The sequence below is a fragment of the Hydrogenophaga sp. L76 genome (genome assembly GCF_057654755.1).
In genome coordinates, this window is the sequence record NZ_CM172807.1 from 1085175 (window position 1) to 1109646 (window position 24472).

The following is a 24472-nucleotide window of genomic DNA, read 5'->3' on the forward strand; positions in this document are numbered from 1 at the left end:
GACAGGAGCCCAAAACATGGCCGATCGAAGCACCCCCACCGCCACTGCGCCTGTGTCCGCAAACGGTTCCAACCAGAAAACCACCGCAAAACCGGCGGCCCGAAAAACCGCCAAAACCAAAGAGCCTCCGGCAAAAACCATGACCGGAATAACGTTCAAGACGCGCGTTGCGGCTGTCGAAAAGCCGCGCCGTGCGAAGCTGGGCGACGTCACCGGCAGCCAGCAACCCCAGCGGATCGCCAGGCTCAGCACGGCAGCGGTCACCGAAGCCCGCCAGCAGGCCAAGTTCGCCGCCGTGCGCGACATCCTGGGCAAGTCCGATACCAGCAAGAAGCACAAGGCCGAGTCCCTGCGCGCCATCCTCGAAGGCGCCGCCCCGGACGACGCCAAGGCCATCCGCCGTCTGTTGCGCCAGGAAACCGATGTGGTGCGCAGCAAAGCCATGACCGTCGCCAACCCGGACGAAGTGCTGGCGGCCGACTGGCGCAGTGGCGCCTACCCTTACAAGAACCTGCTGTCGCGCAAGGTGTACGAGTCGCAGAAATACCTGCTTCAGGTCGAGCTGCTCAAGCTGCAGGCCTGGGCCAAGGAAACCGGGCAGCGCATCGTGATCCTGTTCGAAGGGCGCGATGCGGCCGGCAAAGGCGGCACCATCAAACGCATGATGGAACACCTGAACCCGCGCGGCGCGCGCGTGGTGGCGCTGGAAAAGCCCAGCGAGGTCGAACGCGGCCAGTGGTATTTCCAGCGCTATGTGCAGCACCTGCCCACCGCTGGCGAGATCGTGCTGTTCGACCGCAGCTGGTACAACCGCGCCGGGGTCGAGCGCGTCATGGGTTTCTGCTCGACCGACGAATACGAGGAGTTCATGCGACAGGCGCCCCAGTTCGAGCGCCAGCTGGTGCGCAGCGGCGTGCACCTGATCAAGTTCTGGTTCTCGGTCAGCCGTGAAGAGCAGCGCCGCCGCTTCAAGGAGCGCGAGGCCCACCCGCTCAAGCAGTGGAAGCTCAGCCCGATCGATATGGCCTCGCTCGACAAGTGGAACGACTACACCAAGGCGAAGGAATCCATGTTCTTCGAGACCGACACGGCCGACGCGCCCTGGACGGTGATCAAGAGCGATTGCAAGAAGCGCGCTCGCCTGAACGCCATGCGCTACGTGCTGCAGAAGCTGCCTTACACCAACAAGGACGCGGCCAACATCGGTTCGCTGGATTCGTTGATCGTGGGTCGCGCGCACGTGGTGTACGAACGTGGCGAGCGCCCGGGCAACGCGATTCTCTGAGCCTGCTCAGGTGCAGACAAAAAAACCGCCCTCAGGCGGCTTTTTTTCGTGTGCGACACACCGGATTTCGATCAGGCAGACCGAGGGCGCACCAGCAACACCAGGGCCAGCAAGGCAATGGCCGAGAAGCAAAGAAACGACCAGTTGGCAATGGACAGGCCCAGGAAGGTCCAGTCAATCGCCGAACAATCGCCACTGCCTTTGAAGATCATGGGAATGGCCCGCTTGAGCGGAAACGACTCGATCATTCCGTAAAAGTCGCGTCCGCAGGTCAGGACCTCGGGCGGATTCCACTGCAACCAGGTCTGCCGCGCGGCCACAAAGGCGCCGCCCACGGCCAGCGCCCCCATGAGACCGATGCCCACGGCCCTCGACCCCCGCCCGCTCATCGCCGCGGCCAGCGCCGCCGCAAACGCCACCAGGATCAGGGCATAGCGCTGCACGATGCACATGGGACAGGGCTCCAGCCCCACCACGTGCTGCAGGTAGATGCCAAAGGCCAGCAGCCCCGCACAGCTGAGAGCCACAAGGGCCAGCACCCGGCGCGGATGGCGGCTGAACAGGTCAAAAATGGGGGTGGCGAATGTCACGAGATGTCCTGAATGTGAAACGAGGCGCTCCGGTGGACCCGGCCAGCGCCTCGGAGTTCCAACCTTGACGCGGCTTGGATCAGCTGTCTGCGAAAGCGCGTTCGATCACGAACTGGCCCGGACGCGTGGTGTTGCCCTCGGCAAAACCGCGCTTTTCGCACAGGGCCTTGAGGTCGCGCAGCATCTCGGGGCTGCCGCAGATCATGACGCGGTCTTCGGCCGGGTTCAGTTCGGGCAGGCCCAGGTCCTTGGCCACCTGACCGTTGTCGAGGATCACGGGAATGCGACCCTGGTGCACAAAAGGCTCGCGTGTTACGGTGGGGTAATACAGGAACTGCTGCTGCACCATCTCGCCGAGGAACTCGTCCTGCTTGAGCGTGTGTTCCAGCATCTCGCGGTAGGCCAGTTCCTTGACCTCGCGCACACCGTGGATCAGCACCACCTGTTCGAATTTTTCGTAGGTCTCCGGGTCGCGCACGATGGACAGGAACGGTGCCAGACCGGTGCCGGTGGCCAGCAGGTACAGGCGCTTGGCCGGCAGCAGGTAGTCGATCAGCAGCGTGCCCGTGGGCTTGCGACCCACCACGATGCTGTCACCCACCTGGATGTGCTGCAGGCGCGAAGTCAGCGGACCGTCCTGCACCTTGATGCTCAGGAACTCCAGGTGTTCGGCGTAGTTGGGGCTGGCGATGCTGTAGGCGCGCAGCAGCGGCTTCTCGTTCACGCGCAGGCCGATCATGGTGAAGTGCCCGTTGGAGAAACGCAGCGCCTGGTCGCGGGTGGTGGTGAAACTGAACAGGCGATCGGTCCAGTGGTGCACGCTCAACACGCGCTCTTCCAGAAATGCACTCATGGTCTTGGGTCAGATGAACGGCCGCCTCATGGCTGGCCAATGAAAAAACGGGGCAAACTGACAGGGGGAAAACCCTGATCGATCGCCGCACGGATAGCTCGTAATTGTAAAAGTCTTGCCAAGTGTCCCTTTTGCGTTATGTCAGGAACAGGATCGGCCACGCCGGATGTCGTCCCGAGGGCTTTCATTCGTTGATACAGTCGGGGACTCGGGCACTCAACGCCCCCGGCGCGTCTCAAACGTTCGGGCTTTCGCATGATGCCCACAAGCTTATAAAACCGGAAAGAACAAATTCTCATTTCGGTTATACAGAATTCAATCTTAAACAGGAAACCACATGGCACGCACCGTCAACTGCATCAAGCTCGGCAAAGAAGCCGAAGGCCTGGACTTTCCGCCCTACCCGGGCGAGCTGGGCAAACGCCTGTATGAAAACGTGAGCAAGGAAGCCTGGGCCGCCTGGCTCAAGCACCAGACCATGCTGCTCAACGAAAACCGCCTCAACCTGGCCGATGCGCGCGCGCGCCAGTACCTGGCCCGCCAGATGGAAAAGCACTTTTTCGGCGAGGGAGCCGACGCCGCTGCGGGCTATGTTCCGCCGGCTGACGCCAGCTGAGGCCGGCCTATGCCTTCTGCCCTGGTGATCGGGGCCGGACTCGCTGGAGCCGCCAGTTGTGTGGCGCTGGCCCGACGCGGCTGGCAACTGACCTTGCTGGACGCGGCTGAAGGGCCGTCCCAAGGCGCATCGGCGCTGCCGGTGGGCATGCTGAGCCCGCACGTCACCCGCGCGCCCACACCGCTCTCCCGACTGTGCGCGCTGGGCGTGTCCGACATGTGGGCCCAGCTGGAGCGGCTGGGCCCGCCAGGCCGGGGCTGGCAACCCTGCGAAGTCGACAACCTGGGGCACGACCCCGGGCGATGGCCTGCGGCGCTGGTTCGCCCAGCTGCCTTGGTGGACGCCTGGCTCGACGAATGCCGGCGGCTAACGACCCTCGCGACGCGCTGGCAAAGCCCTGTTGACCGCCTGGTCAACCGGTCCACCCCGGACCAGCCGCTGTGGCAGGCCCTGGATGCCGAAGGTCAGGTGCTCGCCGAGGCACCGGTGGTGGTCATTGCCGCCGCGTTTGGCAGCCATGCTCTGCTCACGCACGAAAACGGCCCGATGGCACCCGAAGCCCTGCCCTTGCGCCCGGTGAAAGGCCAGATGAGCCTGGCCGCCCTGCAGGGCGAACCGCTGGCCGAACGGCCCCAGCGCAACAACGGGGTTTTCGTCCCGGTCTATGAAGACGCTGGCCTGCCACCCCAGTGGCCGGCACGCATCTGGGCCATGGGTTCCACCTACGAACGGGGCGACAACACCAGCCACGTGAACGGTGCGGCGCACGAGCGCAACGCCCACAGTCTGGAAACCATCAGTCCTGTGGCCGCGCAGCGCCAGCGCGAAACCGCCGCCCGGGGGGACTTGCTGGGTTGGGCACAGGTGCGCTGCGCCTCGCTGGACCGCGTGCCCCTGGTGGGCGCGGTGCCCCATCTGCTGGATCTGCAAGTGCTGATGCAACAAGCCGGCGCGCGACGAGGCAGGGTGCCCATGGCCGGCACGCCACGCTGGCCCGGTCTCTTCATGCTGAGCGCTCTGGGTTCCCGTGGCCTGACCCTGGCCCACGCCATGGGCGAATTGTTGGCCCGCCTGATTGAAGGCGAAGACCCGAACCTGGAGGCCGATCTGCTGCGTGCGCTCGACCCGGCGCGTTTCGCCTGGAAACAGGCCCGCCGACAACCGGCCTGAATTCAGCGCAGGCGCTCCAGGCCCTGCATCAGATCGTTCGTCTGCAGCGGCCGCCCCAGCAGCGCCTTGATGCCGGTCCGCTGGGCGTCACGCACAACCCGCCGACGGCGCCACCAGGCGGCCAAGGGCCCTGCGTGTTCGCTGATGCCCATGGTCAGGGCCTGTGGATTGCCTTGCCCGAAATACCGGGCCAGCGACCAGGCATCCAGATGGGGGTTGTCCAGGTTGAACACACCGCAGCAATAGGGATGGCGCCGCATCAGGTTCATCGTGGCCTCGGTGCTGTCGACTTCGTCGATCTCCGGCACGGCCATCGCCGCCAGCCGTGATCGCAAAGCCAACCGCTCCTGCCCACTGAGCCCGACGAGCAAGGCCCGCTGCACGCGCTCGGGGCTGGACTCAAGATCCAGCGGAGCCGGCCGGGTGACATCCAGATCCAGAAGACCCAAATGGGCCTGCCGCGCCGCGTACACAGCGTCGAGGTCGCTCAGCACGCTGGCCCACTGAATAGGTCGTTCCAGCACACGCCAGGCATGAGCCGGTGCGCCAGGGCCGACCCAGATCAGGCGTTGCCCGGTGGGCAAGCCCTTGGCATGAGAGAGCACCGCTTCCGCGCTCTCACCATCCACCAGCATCACTTCAGCGTTCATGGCGGGTGGCTTGGCGCCGGGGGCGACGAGCGGCACCCAGGGCGCATACGACAGTTCGCGCGTCTCAGAAAGACGGAACATGGTGTTGAGCGCGTGCCTTTCGACATCCGAAAAACCCACAACGCCGACATAGATGCGCTGTTTTTGCATGGCGGTCATGTTACCGCCCCACCGTCGTTCCGCGCAGATGCAGGTCGGTTGAACCGCCGCTGCGCTGGCTGCCCTGACATGGCCAGCGGTCATCGAGAACACAGAAGCATTTCTTTATTCCATAAACGTATAAGTGAATGAAAAAAAATCGTTTGGAATATATGAGGTCAAAACTACAGTCGCGTTCATGCCTGAATTCGCCATCATCTTTGCCGGCTTCGCTGTGGGACTCATCGTCGGACTGACGGGGGTTGGTGGCGGCTCGCTGATGACGCCGATCCTGATCTTCTTCTTCGGCGTCAAGCCCTATCTGGCGGTCGGCACCGACCTGCTGTTCGCGGCCTTCACCAAAGCCGGCGGCACGGTGAGCCTGGCGCGCCAGCGCCTGGTGCCCTGGCGTGTGGTCGGCCAGTTGTGCGCCGGCAGCATCCCGGCGGCACTGGTCACCCTGGCGGTTTTGCACCGGGTCGGCCCGGCCAACCCCCAGGTGCAGTCGGTCATGACGCACACCCTGGGCATCGCCCTGCTGCTGACCGCCGCCGCCATGCTCTACAAGGCCGCCCGCGGCAAACAGCTGCCGCGCACCCTGCCCGAAGGCCAGCTGCAGGACGCGACCCGCGCCCGCCACTGGAGCCTGCCGGTGCTGTTTGGCGCCGTCATCGGCACCCTGGTCACGCTCACTTCGGTGGGTGCTGGCGCCATTGGCGTGTCGGTGCTTCTGATCCTGTTCCCGCTGCTGCCGCTGCCGCGCATCGTGGCGGCCGACATCGCCTACGCCGTGCCATTGACGCTGGTGGCTGGTCTGGGCCACGCCAGCCTCGGCTCGGTGGACTGGCCACTGCTGGCCAACCTGCTGGCCGGCTCGCTGCCCGGCATCTGGCTCGGCACGCGGCTGATGCGCCACACCCCGGAGCGTCTGGTGCGCTCCGTCCTCTCGCTGCTGCTGGCTTACGCCGGTACCAAGCTGATCGCTTTCTGATTCTTTTTCCCCACGAAGCCCATGTACCAGTACTCCGACTTTGACCGCCAGTTTGTCCAGCAGCGCGCTGCCCAATTCCGCGACCAGCTCGAACGCTCGGAAGCTGGCACGCTCGGCGGCGACGAGTTCAAACCGTTGCGCCTGCAGAACGGCTGGTACATCCAGCGCTTTGCTCCGATGCTGCGCGTGGCCGTGCCGTATGGCGAGCTGAACAGCGCCCAGCTGCGTGTGCTGGCCCAGATCGCGCGCGACTACGACCACAAGGAAGACCACGACGTGTCCAAAGCCAACGCGGCCCTGGCCGACGTGCCCAGCCTGCCCGACCGCTGCGGCCACTTCAGCACACGCCAGAACGTGCAGTACAACTGGATTCCACTGGCGCGTGCGGCCGACGTGATGGACCTGCTGGCCAGCGTCAACCTGCACGGCATCCAGACCAGCGGCAACTGCATCCGCAACATCACCACCGACGCGCTCGCCGGCATCGCCGTGGACGAGGTGGCCGACCCGCGACCCTTCGCCGAAATCATGCGCCAGTGGAGCACGCTGCACCCCGAGTTCGCCTTCCTGCCGCGCAAGTTCAAGATCGCCATCACCGGCGCCCGCGAAGACCGCGCTGCAACCCCCTGGCACGACGTCGGCCTGCGCCTGCTGCGCAACGTGGACGGCGACCTGGGCTTCCAGGTGCGCGTGGGTGGTGGCATGGGCCGCACGCCCATCATCGGCACCGTGGTCCGCGAGTTCCTGCCCTGGAACCAGATCCTCAACTACCTCGAAGCCGTGGTGCGCGCCTACAACCGCTTCGGCCGCCGCGACAACATCTACAAGGCCCGCATCAAGATCCTGGTGAAAGCCGAGGGTCAGGCCTTCACCGACCAGGTGGAAGCCGAATACACCGACATCATCGAACAAGACGGCGCGCCGCACACCATCACCCAGGCCGAACTGGACCGCGTGAGCGCCTTCTTCGTGCAGCCCGAGCTGCGCTGCGACCGCAAGAGCGCCGACGCCAAGATCGCCCACATCCTCAAGGCCGCGGCCGAAGACGACGTGGAGTTCAGCCGCTGGCTCACGCAGAACGTGAAGCCGCATCAGAACCCCGACCTGCGCGCCGTCACGCTGTCGTTCAAGCGCCTGGGCTCGGCCCCCGGCGACGCCAGCGCCGAGCAGCTGGAGCGCGCCGCCGACCTGGCCGACCGCTTCTCCGCCGGCGAAGCCCGTGTGACGCACGAACAGAACCTGTTGCTGCCCTGGGTGCGCTGCGACCAGCTGCCAGAGCTGTGGCGCGAAGCGCGCCGCCTCGGCCTGGCCAAGCCCAACATCGGCCTGCTGAGCGACATGATCGCCTGCCCCGGCGGCGATTTCTGCGACCTGGCCAACGCCCGCTCGCTGCCGATCGCGCAGGCCCTGCTGGCGCGTTACCAGGACCTCGACGAGCTGCACGACCTGGGCGAGATCGACCTGCACATCAGCGGCTGCATCAACAGCTGCGGCCACCACCACAGCGGCCACATCGGCATCCTCGGCGTCGACAAGGACGGCCAGGAGTGGTACCAGGTGACCCTGGGGGGCTCGGATGGCTCCCGCCTCTCTGGCGAAGCCACGCCGGGCAAGGTGATCGGCCCGTCCTTCGCGGCCGACGAAATGACCGACGTGATCGAAGCCCTGATCAACACCTACCGCGAGCAGCGCAACGGTCGCGAGACCTTCATCGACACGCTCAAGCGCGTCGGCGTTGACCCGTTCAAGACCGCCGCCAACGCCGTGCGCGTGGCCACCGCCCGCACGCCCGTTGCCGCCTGAGCCCTTGTTGCCGAGACCCGCATGAAACCCACGCTCCAATTCTTCAAGGCACAGACCTTCGTCGCTGACGAAGCCGGCACCCTGACGCTGGCCAACGACGCCGACCCGCGCGAGGCCGATCTGGACGGCATCACCACCGTGGTGCTGCAGTTCCCCAAGTTCACCGACGGCCGCGCCTTCAGCCAGGCCTTCCTGCTGCGCCGCCGACTGGGCTTCACCGGCGAGATTCGCGCCACGGGCGACGTGCTGATCGACCAGTTGGCGCAGATGCAGCGCAGCGGCTTCAGCCAGGCCGTGCTGCGCGCCGATCAGGACCTGGACCACGGCCGCAAGCTGCTGGCCCACTACCCCGACTTCTACCAGGGCGATGCGGTGCACACGCAACCGCACTTTGCCGTCACGGCCTGAACGAAAGCAAGACATGAGCGCCATCGACCTCTACAACAAGCCCTCGGCCGACTTTGATGCCAAGGTGGCTAGCAGCATCGCGCTGCTGCAGCGCGCCGCCGCCGAATACCCGAAGCTGACCCAGGCCTCCAGCCTGGGCGCGGAAGACATCGTGATCACCCACCTGATCCAACTCGCCGGCATCCAGTCAGGCGTCTTCGTGCTCGACACCGGCAAGCTGCACGCCGAGACGCTGGCGCTGATCGGCCTGATCGAGAAGCGCTACAACCGCAGCGTCGAGATCTACCGCCCGAAGAACGAATCGGTGATCAAGTTCGTGCGCCACCACGGCGAAAAGGCCATGTACGAGAGCATCGACCTGCGCAAGCAGTGCTGCGACATCCGCAAGATGGAACCGCTCGCGCGCGCGCTGGCCGGCAAGGACGGCTGGATCACCGGGCTGCGCCGCGAGCAATCGAACGCCCGCGCCGAAGTGGCCGACATCGTGCAGGAGCCGGCCCGCGTGAAGATCAGTCCCATCGTCGAATGGACCTGGGGCGACGTGTGGCACTTCATTGCCCGGCACCAGCTCGACTACAACGCCCTGCACGACCAGTTTTTCCCCAGCATCGGCTGCGAACCCTGCACACGAGCCATCAGCGTTGGCGAAGATTTCCGCGCCGGTCGCTGGTGGTGGGAACAGGAGAGCGCCAAGGAGTGCGGCTTGCATGTGCAGCCCGTTGGCGAATCGAGCCCGCTGAAACAGCCCGCCTGAAGAAGAACACACCATGAACGCACGCATCGAAACCGAAGTGATCCAGACCGCCCTGCACGCCGCCGCCGGCCACCACCTGAGCAACGCCCACCTCGACGCGCTCGAAGAAGAAACCATCTTCATCCTGCGCGAGGTCGCGGCCGCCTTCGAGCGCCCCACCCTGCTGTTCTCGGGCGGCAAGGACTCGCTGGTCATGCTGCGCTGCGCCGAAAAGGCCTTTGGTGCTGGCCGCATCCCCTACCCGCTGCTGATGATCGACACCGGTCACAACTTCCCCGAAGTGACCGATTTCCGCGACCGCCGCGCCGCCGAACTGCAGGCCGAGCTGATCGTGCGCAACGTCGAAGACTCGATGAAGCGCGGCACCGTGCGCCTGGCCCACCCGGGCGAAAGCCGCAATGTGCACCAGTCGGTCACGCTGCTCGAAGCGATCGAAGAATTCCGCTTCGACGCGCTGATCGGCGGCGCCCGCCGCGACGAGGAAAAGGCCCGCGCGAAGGAGCGCATCTTTTCGCACCGCGACAGCTTCGGCCAGTGGCAACCCAAGGCCCAGCGCCCCGAGCTGTGGACCCTGTTCAACACGCGCCTGGCACCGGGCGAACACTTCCGCGTGTTCCCCATCAGCAACTGGACCGAGCTGGACGTGTGGCAGTACATCGAGCGCGAGAACATCGCCCTGCCCTCGATCTACTACACGCACCAGCGCGAGGTGGTGGACCGCCGCGGCCTGCTGGTGCCCGTGACCGAGCTGACTCCGCCGAAAGACGGCGAGACGGTGCAGGTGCGCGACGTGCGCTTCCGCACCGTGGGCGACATCACCTGCACCTGCCCGGTGGAGAGCCTGGCCGCCACGGCCGGCGACATCGTCATCGAGACGCTGGCCGCCGACGTGAGCGAGCGCGGTGCGACGCGCATGGACGACAAGACATCGGATGCCTCCATGGAAAAACGGAAGAAAGACGGGTACTTCTGACGCCCCCCGCGCCGCGCCTGCGGCGCGTCACCCCCACTGGGGGGCAACACCTGCGGCCCGGCAAAGCCGGTTCCACGGTGTTCTTGGTTAAGACACTTCGATTCGAGAGTTTTTATGAACACGACCATTTCCGCTCCCTCTGCTGTGGGTTCCGACACCCGCCCCGCCCTGAAATTCATCACCTGCGGTTCGGTGGATGACGGCAAGAGCACGCTGATCGGCCGCCTGCTGGTGGACAGCAAGGCGGTGCTGCAGGACCACCTGGCCGGTGTGCAGCGCCAGGGTGAAACCGACCTCGCCTTGCTGACCGACGGCCTGTCGGCCGAGCGCGAGCAGGGCATCACCATCGATGTGGCCTACCGCTACTTCAACACCGAAACCCGCAAGTTCATCATCGGCGACGCGCCGGGCCATGAGCAGTACACGCGCAACATGGTGACCGCTGCCTCCGCCGCCGACGCAGCCGTGGTGCTGGTCGATGCCACCAAGCTGGACTGGCAAGACGCAGGCCTCAAGCTGCTGGTGCAGACCCGCCGCCACTCGCTGCTGCTCAAGCTGCTGCGCGTACCGTCCATCGTCTTCGCGGTCAACAAGCTCGACGCCGTGGCCGACAGCGCACTCGCGTTTGCCCACATCAGCGCCGCGCTGGCCGCCTTCGCGGCCGAAGCCGGCATCACCGTCACCGCCACCGTGCCGGTTTCGGCGCTCAAGGGCTGGAACGTGGTGGATGCTGCGGCCGACGCTGCCTGGTGCGGCTACAGCGGCCCCACGCTGCTGGACATCCTGGAGCACCTGCCGGTGACCGCGGCCGACACCGCGCTGCCGTTCGCGTTCCCGGTGCAGTGGGTGGAGAAGTTCTCGTCATCGTCCGACACCAGCCAGGGCCGCCGCGTTTTCTGGGGCCGCGTGGCCACTGGCGGCGTGCAGCCCGGCCAGCCCGTCAAGGTCATGCCCAGCGGTCAGACCGCGACCGTGGCCCAGGTGCTCGACCATGCACGCAATCCAAAGGCCGTGCAGGCCGGCCACAGCGCCGGTATCGTGCTGGACCGCGAGGTCGATGTGTCGCGTGGTGACTGGCTGCTCGCCGCCGACGGAGATGGTGCTGTACTCGAAGCCAGCCGCGAGATCCGCGCCACCGTGGCCTGGATGGACGACGAAACCCTGGTCGCCGGCCGCGTGTACTGGGCGCTGCACGGCCACCGCTGGGTCAAGGCCAAGGTCAAGCGCATCGTGCACAAGCTGGACATCAACACCCTGGCAGAGGAAGATGCGACCCAGCTGGAGCCCAACGCCATCGGCCATATCGAGCTGGCCTTGCAGGAGCCGCTGGTCACGTTGCCATTCGCGCAATCGCGTGCACTCGGCTCGCTGGTGCTGGTCGACACGGCCAGCCATCGGACCTCGGGTGCACTGCTCGTGAACTGACGCCAGGCCGGCTCTCGCAGCCGGCCCAACCGGTTAACTTATGTCAAGGCAAGGGCCTAGGCCCTGCCTTACGCTCCGGAAACCCTAAAATCCGGGGTCTTACCGATTTCTCACCATTACCATGACCCACGTCGTCACCGAATCCTGCATCCGCTGCAAATACACCGATTGTGTTGATGTCTGCCCCGTGGACTGCTTCCGCGAAGGTCCCAATTTCCTGACCATCGACCCCGACGAGTGCATCGACTGCGCGGTGTGTATTCCGGAATGCCCGGTGAGCGCGATCTACGCCGAAGAAGACCTGCCCAAAGACCAGCTGCACATGACGGCCCTCAACGCCGAACTGGCGCTGTTGCCGGGCTGGAAGAGCATCACCAAGCGCAAGGACGCGCTGCCCGACGCCGAAGAGTGGAAAGACCGCACGGGCAAATTGCCCCAGCTGATCCGGTGAAACAACGCCCGTCATGGAACCCCAACTGAACCGGCAAGTGGTAGACACCGCGGTGGCCCACGACGGGCCGATTGAAACCGATGCCGTCATCGTCGGCGCCGGACCGGTTGGCTTGTTCCAGGTGTTCGAGCTCGGGCTGCTCGAAATCAAGGCCCACGTGATCGACTCGCTCGCCTACCCGGGCGGCCAGCCGGTGGAGCTGTACCCCGACAAGCCCATCTACGACATCCCGGCGGTTCCGGTCTGCACCGGTCAGGAGCTCACCGACGCCCTGCTCAAGCAGATCGAGCCCTTTGGCGCCACCTTCCACCTCGGGCAGGAAGTCACCACGGTCCAGAAACAGGACGACGGCCGCTTCTTCGTGGAAACGTCCAAGGGCACGCGCTTCCTCACCAAGACCATCTTCATCGCCGCTGGCGTGGGGGCCTTCCAGCCGCGCACGCTCAAGGTCGAAGGCCTGGATCCGTTCGAAGGCTCACAACTGTTTTACCGGGTGAAAAACCCGGCCGATTTCGCCGGCAAGAATCTGGTGATCGTGGGCGGCGGCGACTCCGCACTCGACTGGGCGCTGAACTTCGTCGCCGAGGGCCCGAACAAGGCCGAGAGCGTGATCCTGATCCACCGCCGCGACGGTTTCAAGGCCGCGCCCGCCAACGTGGCGAAGATGCGCGAACTGTGCGAGCAGCTGGAGATGCAATTCATCGTCGGCCAGGTGACGGGCTGCGAAGAAAAGAACGGCCGGCTCACCGGCATCAAGGTGACCGGTTCCGATGCCGTCACGCGCGTGGTCCCGCTGGACGTCCTGCTGGTGTTCTTCGGCCTGTCTCCCAAACTCGGTCCGATCGCCGATTGGGGGCTGGAGATCGAACGCAAGCAGCTCGTGGTGGACACCGAAAAATTCTCCACCAGCATCCCCGGCATCTTCGCGGTGGGTGACATCAACACCTACCCGGGCAAGAAAAAGCTCATCCTCTCGGGCTTCCATGAATGCGCCCTGGCCGCCTTTGGCGCCATGCCCATCATCTTTCCCGAGAAGAAAGTGTTCCTTCAGTACACCACCACCAGCCCCAAGCTGCACAAGGTGCTGGGTGTGGAGTCACCGGTGTTCGACTGAGGACCACCATCGCTGGATGCGGCGACATTTTTTGACAAAAATGCGCTGCCCTCCAAAAACGGCGAAAATCACACTATAATTCGAGGCTGTTCCCTGATAGCTCAGTTGGTAGAGCGACGGACTGTTAATCCGCAGGTCCCTGGTTCGAGTCCAGGTCGGGGAGCCAACAAACACGAGAGTCAGCAGGCTAGCGCCTGCTGACTTTTTTGCTTTCTGGGTTTGGCTGGTGCCAGTCTGGTGCCAGTTTCAGGGTTGATGAACGTAGACCAGGGAGTCGCGCCCGATGTGTTGCGTGCGAGCTGCATCAAGCCTTCGGCCCACACCATCGCAGAGCCCCAACCGTCGAAACTTCGTCGGCAAACGCACGGTTCTGACAGTGAGAGCCTTGTGCACAAGATTTAACGGCGAATCCAGCATGACCAAGCTGCCTGCGGTGCCCTACAGTTGCCAACATGCCTCCACCGGGAGAATGGCCGTGCAACAGACCTCCGCCCCACCATCCGACACACACGATCAGGTACCGACCGTGTTCCTGCGCATGCCATCCGTCATGCAAATGACGGGCTTGGGTCGATCCACGATCTATAGGCTCATGGCCCGACAACAGTTCCCCTGCCCGGTTCGCCTCGGTGTGCGCGCAGTGGCCTGGCGCCGCAGCGAACTGGATGTGTGGAGCCAGACACGCCCAGCAACATCGCACTGATGCGAACAAGCTCAGCCTTGAAATCCATCGGGTTTACAGCCATCCAAGGGACAGGCCAAAGATGGCATACCGCGGCAGGAGAAGCCGTATTCTGAGTGGCGTCTAGGCAGCGGTTACGGTCCTTCGCTTTGCAGGACTCGAAGCCCTCGAGCGGTCGTTCAAAGCCTTAGTTGACCGGCGTCGGAGTCTCGGGCGAGCGCGCTAGGGCCTGTTAACACAAACCGCGAAGACCATCAGCCACCAGCACGAAGCTGAGAAAGCCAAGGAACATCGCATCGAGCTTCTCGAACCGCGAGAAGATTCGACGGTAGCCCTTCAACCGCCGAAACAGCCTCTCGACTTCGTTGCGGCGCTTGTACATCGCCCGGTCGTATTCCCAAGGCTCGATCCGGGTCCTCAGCGGGGGCACGACCGGGATAAATCCCAGATCAAGGGCCAGCTGGCGCGTCTCGCTGCCTTCGTAGGCGCGGTCCATGAGCAAGTGAATTGGGCGGCTCGCAGGCCCCAGGCTTTGCAGCAGGCGTCTGCCCTCGGGTGCATCGTGGGCCTGTCCAGGCGACAGGCAGAACGTCACGGCCGTTCGAGCATCCGCGGCAACCATATGAATCTTGGTGTTCCATCCGCCTCGGGACTTGCCGATGGCCTGAGGACCGTTTTTTTTAGAGCGCCGGTTCCATCGGGGTGCACCTTGATGCTCGTGGAGTCCAGCGACACCGCCTCGATCTTCACGCGCACCAGCTGCTCGCGCTGCAGCTCCTCGAACATCTTGTCCAGCACACCCGCCTTGGTCCAGCGACGCATGCGCGTGTAGATCGTGTGCCAATTGCCGAATCGCTTGGGTAGACCGCGCCATTTGCAGCCGTGTTCGGCAACATACAACATGGCGTTGACCACTTGCAGGTTGCTCAGGCTGACGTTGCCGCGCTGCACGGGCAAGCAGTGTTCGATGCGTTTGAATTGCTCGGGTGTGATCTCCATGCCTGCAGTTTCACATCCGATGACCTTCATTGCAATTAGTGTTAACACGCCCTAGTCGTTTCCGTACTCTGGCTCGTAGCTGATTTCCTCGACGCTGACTTTGACGTGTTCCTCGTCGATGCCGGCAGCATGGATGGCAATGTCTCCAATTAATGCCAAGCCGCAGGTCGGGCAGTGAAACTCCGTTGCTGTGTATCCACGCTCGATGATTTCGTCGCCGTAGTCGGCATCGTCTTGATCCTCCGCCCTATCCTCCCAGCTCAGGTCGCCAGCGACGAATCCGCAACTCTTGCACGCGGGGCAGTCGGCCCTCCAGTATTCCGAGTACACGTAGCGGAAGAGGTCGGTGTTAATCGGTAGGTTGTGTGTCGCGGCCAGGAAGGCCTTGAGCTTGTCACGCCCAAGTTTCCCGTGCTCTGACTCCTTGAACTGGGATGCATGGTGCTTCACCCGCTGTTTCGCGGCGCGGACTTCGGCATGGCGATGAGCTTTCAGGAGAGCCTTCGGCGCCTTGGCATCCGCGCCCAGCCACTCCTGGAGGTCCATGTCCATGCTTTGGAGAATCAGGTCAGCCGCGTTCCAGAAATCTCCTTCCCAGCCGTCGTATGGCATCGCGGCACATGCAGCATCGCCTGAATGCAGTTCTGCATTCCTTCGGCTTGCCAACTGCCTACAACCTTCCATGACAGGCGTCGTGAAGTTGTCAACCGTGTGAATCAAACGAACATAGGCAACCGATGCATCGATGGTGCGGACCTTCGTCGTGGTTGAAACTCCGCACGCTTCGAGCATGCTGTTGGGGTTGTGTGGCTCGACCACAAGACAAGGGTGGATGCTTGCCAACTGCGCTTTGGCCAGAAGTTCCAGCGCGCCGGCGGCCCAAAGCTGGCACTCGCTCTCGAGGCTGGTCTCCTTCGCGTCAATGCTGCGCTTCGCAAAAAGCTTGGACTTGTCCAGCAGCGCTTGATGCGAAATCGCGGTTGGCACAGTGCGACCGCGTTGTGCTTTGCCAACCTTAAAGAGGTCCATATTGGCCATCGTCATGAGCTATCTCCCAAAATGGTAATCCTGAACAACGAGCGCGTGGGGTCGTCGCGGGCATCCGCACGGCGGTGAAAGACCTTCCAGTTATCCAGCACCAGGATGCTGCCAGGCGTCCAGCGATGAACGTATGTCGGCGGCACGCACAGGTCAGCAAGCAGGGTCATCAATCTCCTTGCTCGCTCCGTGGCGCCTTCCATGCAGCCAGGGTCAAGGCGAAGGAATGGCTGGCCCTTGCCTTTAATTGTTGCGTAGAACGATTTCGCGCCAGTCCGCACGAGAAACGGCTCCGTGCTGGCCGCCTCGTTGAGCCCATCGGGCAGAAGCAGGTCAGCGCCTAGCAGCTCGGTTGCAGCGGTGCCGCTGGAACATTCCAGCATCCCGAGCACTAGGTACCGGGCAGGGACCGGACGGTGCGCCATGTCCATGTGCCACGGCTGAGCTCCGGTTCCAGTGGTTCGGCTGAGCGAGCGCGGTTGTGCCTCGCGCTGAGAAACTGGCACGAGCTCGTCGACAACACTACGCCTTCGTGTCCGCGTGGCTGTGCCGAGCGTCGCTGCCAACGTCAGTAAGTGGCGCTTGAAGCTTTCGGCGTCGGCAGCGGCGCTGTTTACGCTGGTCCATCCGTGGCTTTGCAGAGCTGCCAGCTTGGCGGGTGGAAGAACTTGTTCCATCGGACCAGTTCTCACGTCGTCGCCTTATTTGTTCCAACTTGGCCAGTCTTGCGGCACCAGCGCCGGCGGATTCATCCAGGGCTTTTCGACCAGGGCGTCCTGGAACCAATCTTCCGCGAAGTTGGCATGTTCGGTGACGATGAGCTGGAAGCCCGGGACCAACTCTTTCGTGTAGTTCAGCAGCGTCTCAAACAGTTTCTTGGCGGCCTCCAGGTCGGCGTCTACGCGCTTGACCTTCTCCGTATCCCCCGCCACCGATTCATAAATGGTCTGCGAGGGGAAATAGACCTGCGTCGGCTGGTCCAGCATCAGGAAGCGAGGAATAGGGATGTGGTTTTCCGATGCGTAGTGGTGCAGGGCCAGCAGAGCCGAGATGTGATACGCCAGCCAGTTCGCGCCACCGCCGGTGCGAATCATCGGAACTGGATTGCCGGGACGCTGCACCACCACGGTCAGGTTGCGCATATCCAGCCGGAACGGAAACTCAGAGAAGAACGCCTTGAACTCCTTCACCAACGAGGTCATGGTGCTAGAGATGTGGGTAATGACCGATTCCATACGCGCGTCTGCATCGTCGTCGGCGCCCGCGCTCTGGTTAATCTGGTCGAGCTTCGCCTGCAGCCGCTCGACTTTGAGCTTCAGCACGCTAATGGCATTGCTTGGATTCAAGCTGTCGAGGTAGAAGCTGACTCGGCCTTGAACCTTAAGAGCGCGCGCGTTGGCGTCCTCTTGCGCTGCTGCCTTCTCATCGGTCAGGACCGCAGCGTTGAGGTCGACTTCGACCTTACGGATGGCGTCCTTCAGTTGGCTGGAACGGTCGGTGAGCGCCGCCAGGTGCTCATCCAGGCGAGGGCGCGCGCCGCCAACGTGCTCAAGCTCGCCTTCCAGGCTCGATAGCTCGGCCATCAGCGATTGGGCGAAGCCATCCATGCGGGCGTCTTCCTCTTTCAGGAACGGCCATTGCCACACGCCGGTTGACGAACGCGGCAGCGCATTGATGGACTCAAGGCGGGAACGCTGCTCCTGGGCCTCAGTCTGGAAGTCGGACGCGCCTTTGACGTACCTCTGCGCCGATGCAATCTGGTCCAGGACCTGGCGGCGCTCTGTCCGCAAATTTGAACGGCGTGCCTGGAGCTTCGCCATTTCATTCTCGGCCATGAGTGCTACCTGCCCGGGCCGCCAACTAAGGACTTCACGAAGGGACGCGACCAGGTCGCTCTCGGCTCCGTCCGTGCTCGGCCCGGCACGGCCTGGCGTGTTGCTGAAGGGGATACCCACAGCCCGCGCCTCCGCCAGTAGGCCCAAGCCGCGCGTGTCCAGCGCATCCTCAGTCTCCTGTGCCAGCTTCAGTTCTCTCTGAGCAATCTTCAGCTCGCGCTGCGTCGCACGTCGGTTCGCCTCAGTCTCCATGTCGCCGACGTTGGAGATGCCGAAGAGGACAGCAAAGGTGTCACGGATGGTCTGGGGAAGGTGTTCCTCTGCCTGTCGGTAGAACAGTAGCTCCTTGCTGGCCACCAAGCCTTGCTTCTGGAAGAGATAGAACGCCGTGTGCTTGACGTTCACCGAGTAGCCTGTGCGACTGCTGCGTTCAGGAACAGGTGTCTTGGTCTCCGGGATGCCCAGCAAAGATGAAAGCAGTTCGTGGACAAGCTCATCGCCACCGTTGTGCTTTAGGGCGTTGAAATCCGGCGTCTTGAATCGCCCCGGGTTTTGAGGAGGCTCTTTTCTCTGAGAGGATTGAGCCATGAGCAAGAAGTCGAACCAGTTTTCACCTGAGGTCCGCGAGCGTGCTGTTCGCATGGTGCGTGAGCACAGAGGCGAGTACCCCTCGCTGTGGGCCACCATCGAGTCCATCGCCCCCAAGATCGGCTGCGTGCCCCAGACCCTCAACGAATGGGTCAAGCGAGACCAGATCGATTCCGGCGTGCGCGACGGCATCACGACATCCGAACGTGAACAGATGAAGGCGCTGGAGCGCGAGGTCAAAGAGCTGCGCAAAGCCAACGAGATCCTGAAGCTGGCCAGCGCGTTTTTCGCCCAGGCGGAGCTCGACCGCCGTCTGAAGTCCTGAACAACTTCGTCGATCAGCATCGACAGGCCTACGGGGTCGAGTCGATCTGCAAAGTGCTGCAGATCGCCCCGTCAGGCTATTGGCGCCATGCTGCTCATCAGCGAAATCCCCAGCTGCGCTGCCCGCGCGCCCAGCGTGACGACACCCTGGTGCCGCACGTTGAGCGCGTCTGGCAAGCCAACATGCGGGTCTACGGCGCCGACAAGGTCTGGAAACAGATGAACCGGGAGGGAGTTGTCATTGCCCGCTGCACGGTTGAGCGGTTGATGAAGCGACTGGGCTTGCAGGGCGTGCGCCGGGGCAAGGTGGTGCGCACCACCCTCAGCGACATGAAGGCCCCTTGCCCGCTGGATCGGGTCAATCGGCAGTTCAAGGCCGAGCGGCCGAACCAGCTGTGGGTCTCGGACTTCACCTACGTTTCAACCTGGCAAGGCTGGCTGTACGTGGCCTTCGTGATCGATGTGTATGCCCGGCGCATCGTGGGCTGGCGGGTCAGTACCTCCATGCACACGGACTTCGTTCTGGATGCCCTGGAGCAGGCGCTGTATGCCCGGCAGCCCGAGCGTGATGGCGCATTGATTCACCATTCCGACAGGGGGTCGCAATACGTCAGCATTCGCTACAGCGAACGGCTGTCAGAGGCAGGCATCGAGCCCTCGGTGGGCAGCAAGGGCGACAGCTACGACAACGCTTTAGCCGAGACCATCAACGGTCTGTACAAGGCCGAGGTGATTCATCGCCGGTCATGGCCAACCCGTGAATCGGTGGAGCTGGCAACGCTGGAATGGGTGTCCTGGTTCAACCATCACCGGCTGCTCGGACCCATCGGATACATCCCTCCTGCAGAGGCTGAGGCAAACTACTACCGGCAACTCGCCAGTCAGTCCTCCATGGTGGCGGCCTGACTTAAACCAACCGGCCTCCACGAAACCCGGGGCGATTCATCTGGATCTGCCTGCCACGCATGACCATTGCAAGCGAGCACTGAACCTGACCCGGCTTGGGGTTGGGCTTGGCGACGAACACCTGCTCGTGTGGAAACTGGAAGGTGACCGCGAACCAGGACACCTTTTCGCGGATGAAGCCCTCCGCAATCTTGCATACGTCCTCGCCCATGCAGTACTCGACGATGTCCGAGAGGGACGACTTACCCGTCGAGGCAAGGCCGGTGATGATGTTCAGCCCATCGGGATTGAGGGTGAGGTCGCGCCTACGACCGTCGTGGCTGTAGATATGAATCGAAGCAATTTTCATGGGCGGATGGACAAACTGGCGTAGACCGTCACGCGGTCGTTAATCTGGGCGAAATCGCGACCGAGGACGATTGCGGCGGCGCGGCACCTCTCGGCGTCGTCGGTGTTCAACGGCTGAGGTGACACCCGTCTGGGAGTGAGGCTGATGCAGCCGTCATCACCTACCTTGATGCAGTCCTTGCTTGCGAGCAGTGCGAAGGCCTCTGTGGCGTACTGGACCAGCGACCGTGCCCGCTCAGCGAAGTTGACCAGCAAGTCCGGGCGAAGCGCGAACACACGCAGGACGGATACCTGCGCGAGAGCGTGTGCCTGCACATGTGCCCTTACGGCCGCTTTCAGGGGTCGCTGATGGATCAGCGCACGCTGAATGTCGCGTACGACCACCGCCGGGGCGAGCCGCGCCGGGCGGGTGCCGACAGCGACACCCGCGCCAAATCCGCCGGGCACTGCATCGACTGCACGCTCTGCGTTCAGGTCTGCCCGACGGGCATCGACATCCGCCAGGGGCTGCAGGCGGCCTGCATCGGGTGTGGGCTGTGCATCGACGCATGCAACCAGGTGATGGACAAGATCGAGGCACCTCGGGGCCTGATCCGCATGGCCTCGCTGCGGGAGCTGGGTGGTAGAACGTCGGCGCCAGGGGTGACCCTGCAGCGGTTCTGGCGACCCCGTGTCGTGGTCTACGGAACGCTGCTCCTGATAGCCATGGCGGCCATGACCAACGCGTTCCTGACGCGTTCGGAGGTGCGGCTCAACGTCGTGCGCGACCGCAGCGTGATGGCGCGCACAGTGGACCAGGGCGCGGTGGAAAACGTGTACACCCTGCAACTGATGAACGCATCTGACCGTGTGCAGTCGTTGAGCATCGCGGTGCAACCGGCCACCGAGCTGCGCCTGCTCAACCATTCCACCGTGGTCTTACAACCCGCGCAGGCCCACACCTTCACGGTGACGGCGCGCATGTCCTACCAGGTCGCAGCCTCAAAGGCAGGAGAGATTATCGACATCCACTTCGAGGTGAGCGATCCGGCCCACCCGTCGCGCGAGCCGGTGCGCGAGCCTTCGACCTTCATCGTACCGCGATAGGTTTCGAAGCGTGGGCCTGCGCGCATCCAACACACCGCGCCCCCTCATCCAGCTGGTCCCGAAGCTGGCCAGATTCCCGGCTAAAAGCTACATCTATCAGCAGGGCGAACCTTCCTCGACCGCGTTCGTGATCCGATCGGGCATTGCCTGCCTGGAGAGCGTCAATCACAGGGGCGAGCGCTGCATCGTTCATTTCCTTGGCCCGGGGGCGCTCATTGGCCACGAAGCCTGTCTGGGCGAGCCACGGTATTTCGATGCCCGTGCCTGCACAGATATCGTGTTGGAGCCATTCGGCAGCCAGGCCAGGTCGGACCCGGGTCGCCACGCGGGCATCCAGTCAGGGTCCGGTATGGCCGTATCACACCTGCTACGGGACATTACAAACTTTCGGGTGGAGCTGCACCGCTCAAGCGCCAGGCGCCGAGTGCTGTTGCTGCTGGAGCAGCTCAGAAAAGCCCACCCCAGAGAAGCCACGCCCCTCTGGCTACCGAGCCGCCAAGACATAGCCGACACGCTGGACATCAACCACGTGACCGCCAGCCGAGTGGTCGCCCGCCTGTACCGCGAGAAGGTGCTGCTCCGGGCCGCCCGCAACGACGAGGTGGGCATTGACTGGCACCGGGTGCACCGCCTGCTGCAAGCGGAACCCTGAGCTTCATGCCCACACCTGTGGTGTCGGCTCGGCGCGGTTTCGAGAAAAAATTTAATCCATCGATATGCAACAACGTTTGCATTGATAGGACAACTTTCACAAGACACCTAAGCTCGCGCTAACAGTCAAAACCCAGCCACCGAACGGCTGGAAAACACAACAAGTCGAGGTGTCTAGACACCTCCGACAGGAGACAAACATGGAGCGTTCGTTCGCTGAAGAGTTCTCACGCCTGTCGCTGGGCGCTGGAGAAAAATTTCATGGTGAAGGCATCCTCGCCGTCACCAAAGCCCTGCTGCAGTCCGGTGTGAGCTACATCGGCAGATACCAGGGGTGCCGGTTTCGCACCTGATCGATGTGCTCGGCGATGCACGCGAGTTGTTGGACACGCTGGGCATCTATTTTGAGAACAGCGCGTCCGAAGCCGGTGCCGCCGCCATGCTGGGCGCTTCCATCAACTACCCGGTTCGCGGTGCGGTCACCTGGAAGTCCACTGTGGGCACCAACGTCGCCTCGGACGCCCTGTCCAACCTAGCCTCCGCCGGTGTTCAAGGTGGGGCGCTGGTGATCCTGGATGAGGACTACGGCGAGGGCTCCAGCATCATCCAGGAGCGCACCCACGCGTTCGCCATGAAGTCGCAGATGTGGCTGATGGACCCCCGGCCCAACCTGACCTCCATCGTCGAGGCGGTTGAGAAGAGCTTTGAGCTCTCCGAAGCCAGCCACACGCCGGTCATGCTGCAGTTGCACATCCGCGCCTGCCACGTGCACGGCTCCTTTGTCTGTAAAGACAACCGTGCGCCCGAGATATCGACCCGCGAGACCATCAACCAACCCAAGTTCGACTTCTCGAACATCAACCTGCCGCCGTCCATCTACGCCCACGAGCGACTGAAGATCGAGTCGCGTTGGCCTGCTGCGGTCAACTTCATCAAGGACCACCAGCTCAACGAGCGCTTTGGCGGCGACTGCACCGACGTGGGACTGGTCATTCCAGGCGGTCTATACAACGGCACGATCCGCGCACTGCAGCAGCTGGGTCTGGCGGAAACCTTCGGCAACAGCCGCATTCCGCTGCAGGTGCTCAATGTGGTGTACCCGCTGGTCCCCGATGAGCAGAGGATACCTAAAAGCCCCAGGCAAGGCCGACTGTACCTCACCTCATCTTTGCTAGGCAACTGGGATAAAAAAGGCGCTGACGACGACCAGTTCCTGCGTGCCTACGACTGGGATGGCAAGGATCTGAAGCCGGTGTTCGACCTTGACTTCTACAAGCTGAAGCTCGGGCGTGCGCACCACATGAAGTTCTCAGCCCGCGCCAACCAGACCGCTGCTGCAACACCCGAGAAGAGCTCTTTCAATCTCGCGTCGCTTCTGAGTCGATGACACCCGTCATAGCCTTAGGCTCTGCTTGCCTGGCGCTGCTGCTGGCGCTGCCAGCGGCAGCGGCGCAACTGGAACCCGGCAAGACCCTAGTGACTCGCCCGCAGCAGAGTTTTGATGCCCCTGCTGCAGGAAGCTATCGCTTGCCAGTCATCCAAAAGGCGAGCAATGGCTGGGTGTTTGATGGCAACTGGTTACCACGGCGCCTCTCCAACTACACGAACGGACGCATTACCCTGCTTTCGTTCATCTACACCTATTGCACTGACCCTATCGGTTGCCCGCTGGCGTACGAGACGTTTGTTGATGTGCGCGCTCGCGTGCTCAAGGACCGCGTGCTTCGTGAGCGGGTCCGCTTTGTATCGCTCTCGTTCGACCCCTCCAACGACACTCCCAAGGCCATGCAGGTGTATGGTGGCCGATACGCCAAGTCGACCGAGTTGCCCTGGTCCTTCCTGACGACCTACTCGGTGGATTTTCTCAAGCCAATACTCGATGGGTTCGGCCAGGACGTGGAAGTTGAACTGGACGAACGAGGCCGTCCCACCCGAACCCGCACCCACATGCTCAAAGTCTTCCTGATCGACGAAGTGGGCCAAGTTCGGGAGATCTACAGCGCAGCCTTCCTGCAACCCGAGGTGACCTTCAACGACACTGCCCGCGTGCGCAACGTCGAACCGCGGTACGAGAACATCTCCGTGCCGCGCAACGAGTGCACCAGCCAGTGGGTGACCGAGCAGCAACCCGTGGCGGCTTCGCGCAATTACGGGGGGCTGGCGGTTGGCGGTGTGGCCGGCGCCTTGCTCGGCAACCAGGTTGGCAAGGGCCGCGGCCGAGACGCCGCCACCGCGCTCGGTGCCGTGGTCGGCGCGCTGGCAGCCGAGCACTTTGCCAACCAGAACAACTGGGGTGGTGGCTAACCGCGCTCGGCGACCATGGTGTGCAACCGGCTGGCCGTGAGGTTGGGGAACTGCTTCAGGGTCTCTTCAATAAAGGGCAGGTAGGGGCTCACGCCCGAGGTGCGTTGTGCGGGCACTATGGGGGCGGCGCCGGCCTGGGTGAGCACGCGCATGACGGTCTCGCGGTGCACGCCCAGCTGGGACGAGATCGTTCCCACCGGCCAGTGCTCGGCGTGGTGGTAGCGCAGGATCTGCGCCGTGAGTTCAGGTGAAATGGCCATGTGAGTCGGTACTCCATACGGATGGTTTCGATGGGCGACGAAAGCGGCAACGCAAATAGTCCAGGCGTACAAAATTCGAGACCGAACGGCCGCAAAACTGGCACTTGCAGCGTTGACTTGCGTCTGGGATCAGAGCGGTTGTTTCGCCGGGTGGGAGTACATCAGTGCAGGGCGGTGGTGGGCTACCCTGATGCGTCACTGTTTGCTGGCGCGCCCTCCATTGCCCCTGG

Annotated in this window: 26 protein-coding genes, 1 tRNA gene, 1 pseudogene and 1 other annotated feature; of the genes and pseudogenes, 18 read left to right on the forward strand and 10 right to left on the reverse strand. The window is 63.3% G+C overall.

The genetic code is table 11. The features are described from left to right. The first annotated feature begins 16 nt into the window (after positions 1-16). Positions 17-1285: a polyphosphate kinase 2 gene (ppk2, locus tag AC23D4_RS05170; RefSeq protein ID WP_472890279.1), complete on the forward strand. Its 1269-nt coding sequence runs from the start codon at positions 17-19 to the stop codon at positions 1283-1285. A 71-nt stretch (positions 1286-1356) separates the two neighbouring features. On the opposite strand, the gene AC23D4_RS05175 is transcribed toward ppk2, so the two are convergent. Next, positions 1357-1875: a disulfide bond formation protein B gene (locus AC23D4_RS05175; protein WP_472890280.1), complete on the reverse strand. Its 519-nt coding sequence runs from the start codon at positions 1873-1875 to the stop codon at positions 1357-1359. Between the two features lie 79 nt (positions 1876-1954). Further along, positions 1955-2728, reverse strand: a complete 774-nt coding sequence (locus AC23D4_RS05180; RefSeq protein WP_290968742.1) for a ferredoxin--NADP reductase — start codon at positions 2726-2728, stop codon at positions 1955-1957. A 337-nt stretch (positions 2729-3065) separates the two neighbouring features. On the opposite strand from AC23D4_RS05180, the gene AC23D4_RS05185 reads away from it, so the two are divergent. Next, positions 3066-3344, forward strand: a complete 279-nt coding sequence (locus AC23D4_RS05185; RefSeq protein WP_177134440.1) for an oxidative damage protection protein — start codon at positions 3066-3068, stop codon at positions 3342-3344. Between the two features lie 9 nt (positions 3345-3353). Further along, positions 3354-4514, forward strand: a complete 1161-nt coding sequence (locus tag AC23D4_RS05190; protein WP_472890281.1) for an FAD-dependent oxidoreductase — start codon at positions 3354-3356, stop codon at positions 4512-4514. Between the two features lie 2 nt (positions 4515-4516). On the opposite strand, the gene AC23D4_RS05195 is transcribed toward AC23D4_RS05190, so the two are convergent. Further along, on the reverse strand, positions 4517-5416 hold the full coding sequence (locus AC23D4_RS05195) for a hypothetical protein (RefSeq protein ID WP_472890282.1): 900 nt from the start codon (positions 5414-5416) through the stop codon (positions 4517-4519). Between the two features lie 85 nt (positions 5417-5501). On the opposite strand from AC23D4_RS05195, the gene AC23D4_RS05200 reads away from it, so the two are divergent. The 10 genes from AC23D4_RS05200 to AC23D4_RS05245 all read left to right on the forward strand — a co-directional run bounded on the left by AC23D4_RS05200 (position 5502) and on the right by AC23D4_RS05245 (position 13924). Continuing rightward, a complete protein-coding gene (locus AC23D4_RS05200) occupies positions 5502-6293 on the forward strand; it encodes a sulfite exporter TauE/SafE family protein (protein ID WP_472890283.1) in 792 nt (263 codons plus the stop codon). A 21-nt stretch (positions 6294-6314) separates the two neighbouring features. After that, entirely contained in the window at positions 6315-8096 is a 1782-nt protein-coding gene (locus tag AC23D4_RS05205) for a nitrite/sulfite reductase (protein WP_472890284.1), read from the forward strand. 21 nt (positions 8097-8117) lie between these two features. Continuing rightward, complete coding sequence (locus AC23D4_RS05210) at positions 8118-8504, forward strand: DUF934 domain-containing protein (protein WP_472890285.1); 387 nt, start codon at positions 8118-8120, stop codon at positions 8502-8504. Between the two features lie 13 nt (positions 8505-8517). Beyond that, a complete protein-coding gene (locus tag AC23D4_RS05215) occupies positions 8518-9258 on the forward strand; it encodes a phosphoadenylyl-sulfate reductase (protein WP_472890286.1) in 741 nt (246 codons plus the stop codon). A 13-nt stretch (positions 9259-9271) separates the two neighbouring features. Then, entirely contained in the window at positions 9272-10231 is a 960-nt protein-coding gene (cysD, locus tag AC23D4_RS05220) for a sulfate adenylyltransferase subunit CysD (protein ID WP_472890287.1), read from the forward strand. Between the two features lie 114 nt (positions 10232-10345). After that, positions 10346-11656, forward strand: coding sequence for a sulfate adenylyltransferase subunit 1 (locus AC23D4_RS05225; RefSeq protein WP_472890288.1), 1311 nt, complete (start codon positions 10346-10348; stop codon positions 11654-11656). A 121-nt stretch (positions 11657-11777) separates the two neighbouring features. After that, complete coding sequence (gene fdxA / locus AC23D4_RS05230) at positions 11778-12107, forward strand: ferredoxin FdxA (RefSeq protein WP_472890289.1); 330 nt, start codon at positions 11778-11780, stop codon at positions 12105-12107. Between the two features lie 13 nt (positions 12108-12120). After that, entirely contained in the window at positions 12121-13221 is a 1101-nt protein-coding gene (locus tag AC23D4_RS05235) for an NAD(P)/FAD-dependent oxidoreductase (protein ID WP_472890290.1), read from the forward strand. A 90-nt stretch (positions 13222-13311) separates the two neighbouring features. After that, positions 13312-13387, forward strand: a tRNA-Asn gene (locus AC23D4_RS05240). A 390-nt stretch (positions 13388-13777) separates the two neighbouring features. Continuing rightward, complete coding sequence (locus tag AC23D4_RS05245; RefSeq protein WP_487623738.1) at positions 13778-13924, forward strand: helix-turn-helix transcriptional regulator; 147 nt, start codon at positions 13778-13780, stop codon at positions 13922-13924. A 211-nt stretch (positions 13925-14135) separates the two neighbouring features. On the opposite strand, the gene AC23D4_RS05250 is transcribed toward AC23D4_RS05245, so the two are convergent. From AC23D4_RS05250 to AC23D4_RS05265, 4 genes are all read right to left on the reverse strand, one after another. Further along, positions 14136-14902, reverse strand: a protein-coding gene (locus tag AC23D4_RS05250; RefSeq protein ID WP_472890291.1) for an IS5 family transposase whose coding sequence is annotated in 2 segments (ribosomal slippage) — positions 14136-14587 and positions 14587-14902 — 768 coding nt in all. Because the reading frame shifts where the segments join, the coding sequence is not laid out codon by codon here. A 51-nt stretch (positions 14903-14953) separates the two neighbouring features. Then, entirely contained in the window at positions 14954-15946 is a 993-nt protein-coding gene (locus tag AC23D4_RS05255) for a hypothetical protein (RefSeq protein ID WP_472890292.1), read from the reverse strand. Next, a complete protein-coding gene (locus AC23D4_RS05260) occupies positions 15943-16617 on the reverse strand; it encodes a TauD/TfdA dioxygenase family protein (RefSeq protein ID WP_472890293.1) in 675 nt (224 codons plus the stop codon). Before AC23D4_RS05260 ends, AC23D4_RS05255 begins: the two co-directional genes overlap by 4 nt. A gap of 24 nt (positions 16618-16641) precedes the next feature. After that, complete coding sequence (locus AC23D4_RS05265) at positions 16642-18363, reverse strand: DUF3732 domain-containing protein (RefSeq protein ID WP_472890294.1); 1722 nt, start codon at positions 18361-18363, stop codon at positions 16642-16644. On the opposite strand from AC23D4_RS05265, the gene AC23D4_RS05270 reads away from it, so the two are divergent. Next, a protein-coding gene (locus tag AC23D4_RS05270) for an IS3 family transposase (RefSeq protein WP_290729592.1) occupies positions 18362-19593 on the forward strand; the annotation gives its coding sequence in 2 pieces (ribosomal slippage) (positions 18362-18647 and positions 18647-19593; 1233 coding nt in all). The two genes, AC23D4_RS05265 and AC23D4_RS05270, sit on opposite strands and share 2 nt — an antisense overlap. Further along, positions 18643-18759: a sequence feature (AL1L pseudoknot), on the forward strand. (Overlaps the previous gene by 117 nt.) A gap of 1 nt (position 19594) precedes the next feature. Here AC23D4_RS05270 and AC23D4_RS05275 read toward each other — a convergent pair. Together AC23D4_RS05275 and AC23D4_RS05280 are read right to left on the reverse strand one after the other, a co-directional pair. Next, a complete protein-coding gene (locus tag AC23D4_RS05275; protein WP_472890584.1) occupies positions 19595-19942 on the reverse strand; it encodes a hypothetical protein in 348 nt (115 codons plus the stop codon). Next, positions 19939-20388: a three component ABC system middle component gene (locus AC23D4_RS05280; RefSeq protein ID WP_487623703.1), complete on the reverse strand. Its 450-nt coding sequence runs from the start codon at positions 20386-20388 to the stop codon at positions 19939-19941. The genes AC23D4_RS05275 and AC23D4_RS05280 overlap by 4 nt, the downstream gene beginning before the upstream one ends. Between AC23D4_RS05280 and AC23D4_RS05285 the strand changes: the two genes are divergently transcribed. The 4 genes and pseudogenes from AC23D4_RS05285 to AC23D4_RS05300 all read left to right on the forward strand — a co-directional run bounded on the left by AC23D4_RS05285 (position 20290) and on the right by AC23D4_RS05300 (position 23982). Next, positions 20290-21027 (forward strand): 4Fe-4S dicluster domain-containing protein, encoded by a 738-nt coding sequence (locus AC23D4_RS05285; protein WP_487623704.1) that lies wholly within the window; start codon positions 20290-20292, stop codon positions 21025-21027. The genes AC23D4_RS05280 and AC23D4_RS05285 overlap by 99 nt on opposite strands. 10 nt (positions 21028-21037) lie before the next feature. Continuing rightward, entirely contained in the window at positions 21038-21679 is a 642-nt protein-coding gene (locus tag AC23D4_RS05290) for a Crp/Fnr family transcriptional regulator (protein WP_472890587.1), read from the forward strand. Positions 21680-21878: 199 nt separating this feature from the next. Next, positions 21879-22795 (forward strand): annotated as a pseudogene (locus AC23D4_RS05295) (indolepyruvate ferredoxin oxidoreductase); the annotation flags it as partial. A gap of 266 nt (positions 22796-23061) precedes the next feature. After that, the gene (locus AC23D4_RS05300; protein ID WP_472890588.1) at positions 23062-23982 is read left to right on the forward strand and encodes an SCO family protein; all 921 of its coding nucleotides are present in this window, start codon (positions 23062-23064) and stop codon (positions 23980-23982) included. Here AC23D4_RS05300 and AC23D4_RS05305 read toward each other — a convergent pair. Continuing rightward, a complete protein-coding gene (locus tag AC23D4_RS05305) occupies positions 23979-24242 on the reverse strand; it encodes a hypothetical protein (RefSeq protein WP_472890589.1) in 264 nt (87 codons plus the stop codon). The genes AC23D4_RS05300 and AC23D4_RS05305 overlap by 4 nt on opposite strands. Positions 24243-24472: the final 230 nt, after the last annotated feature.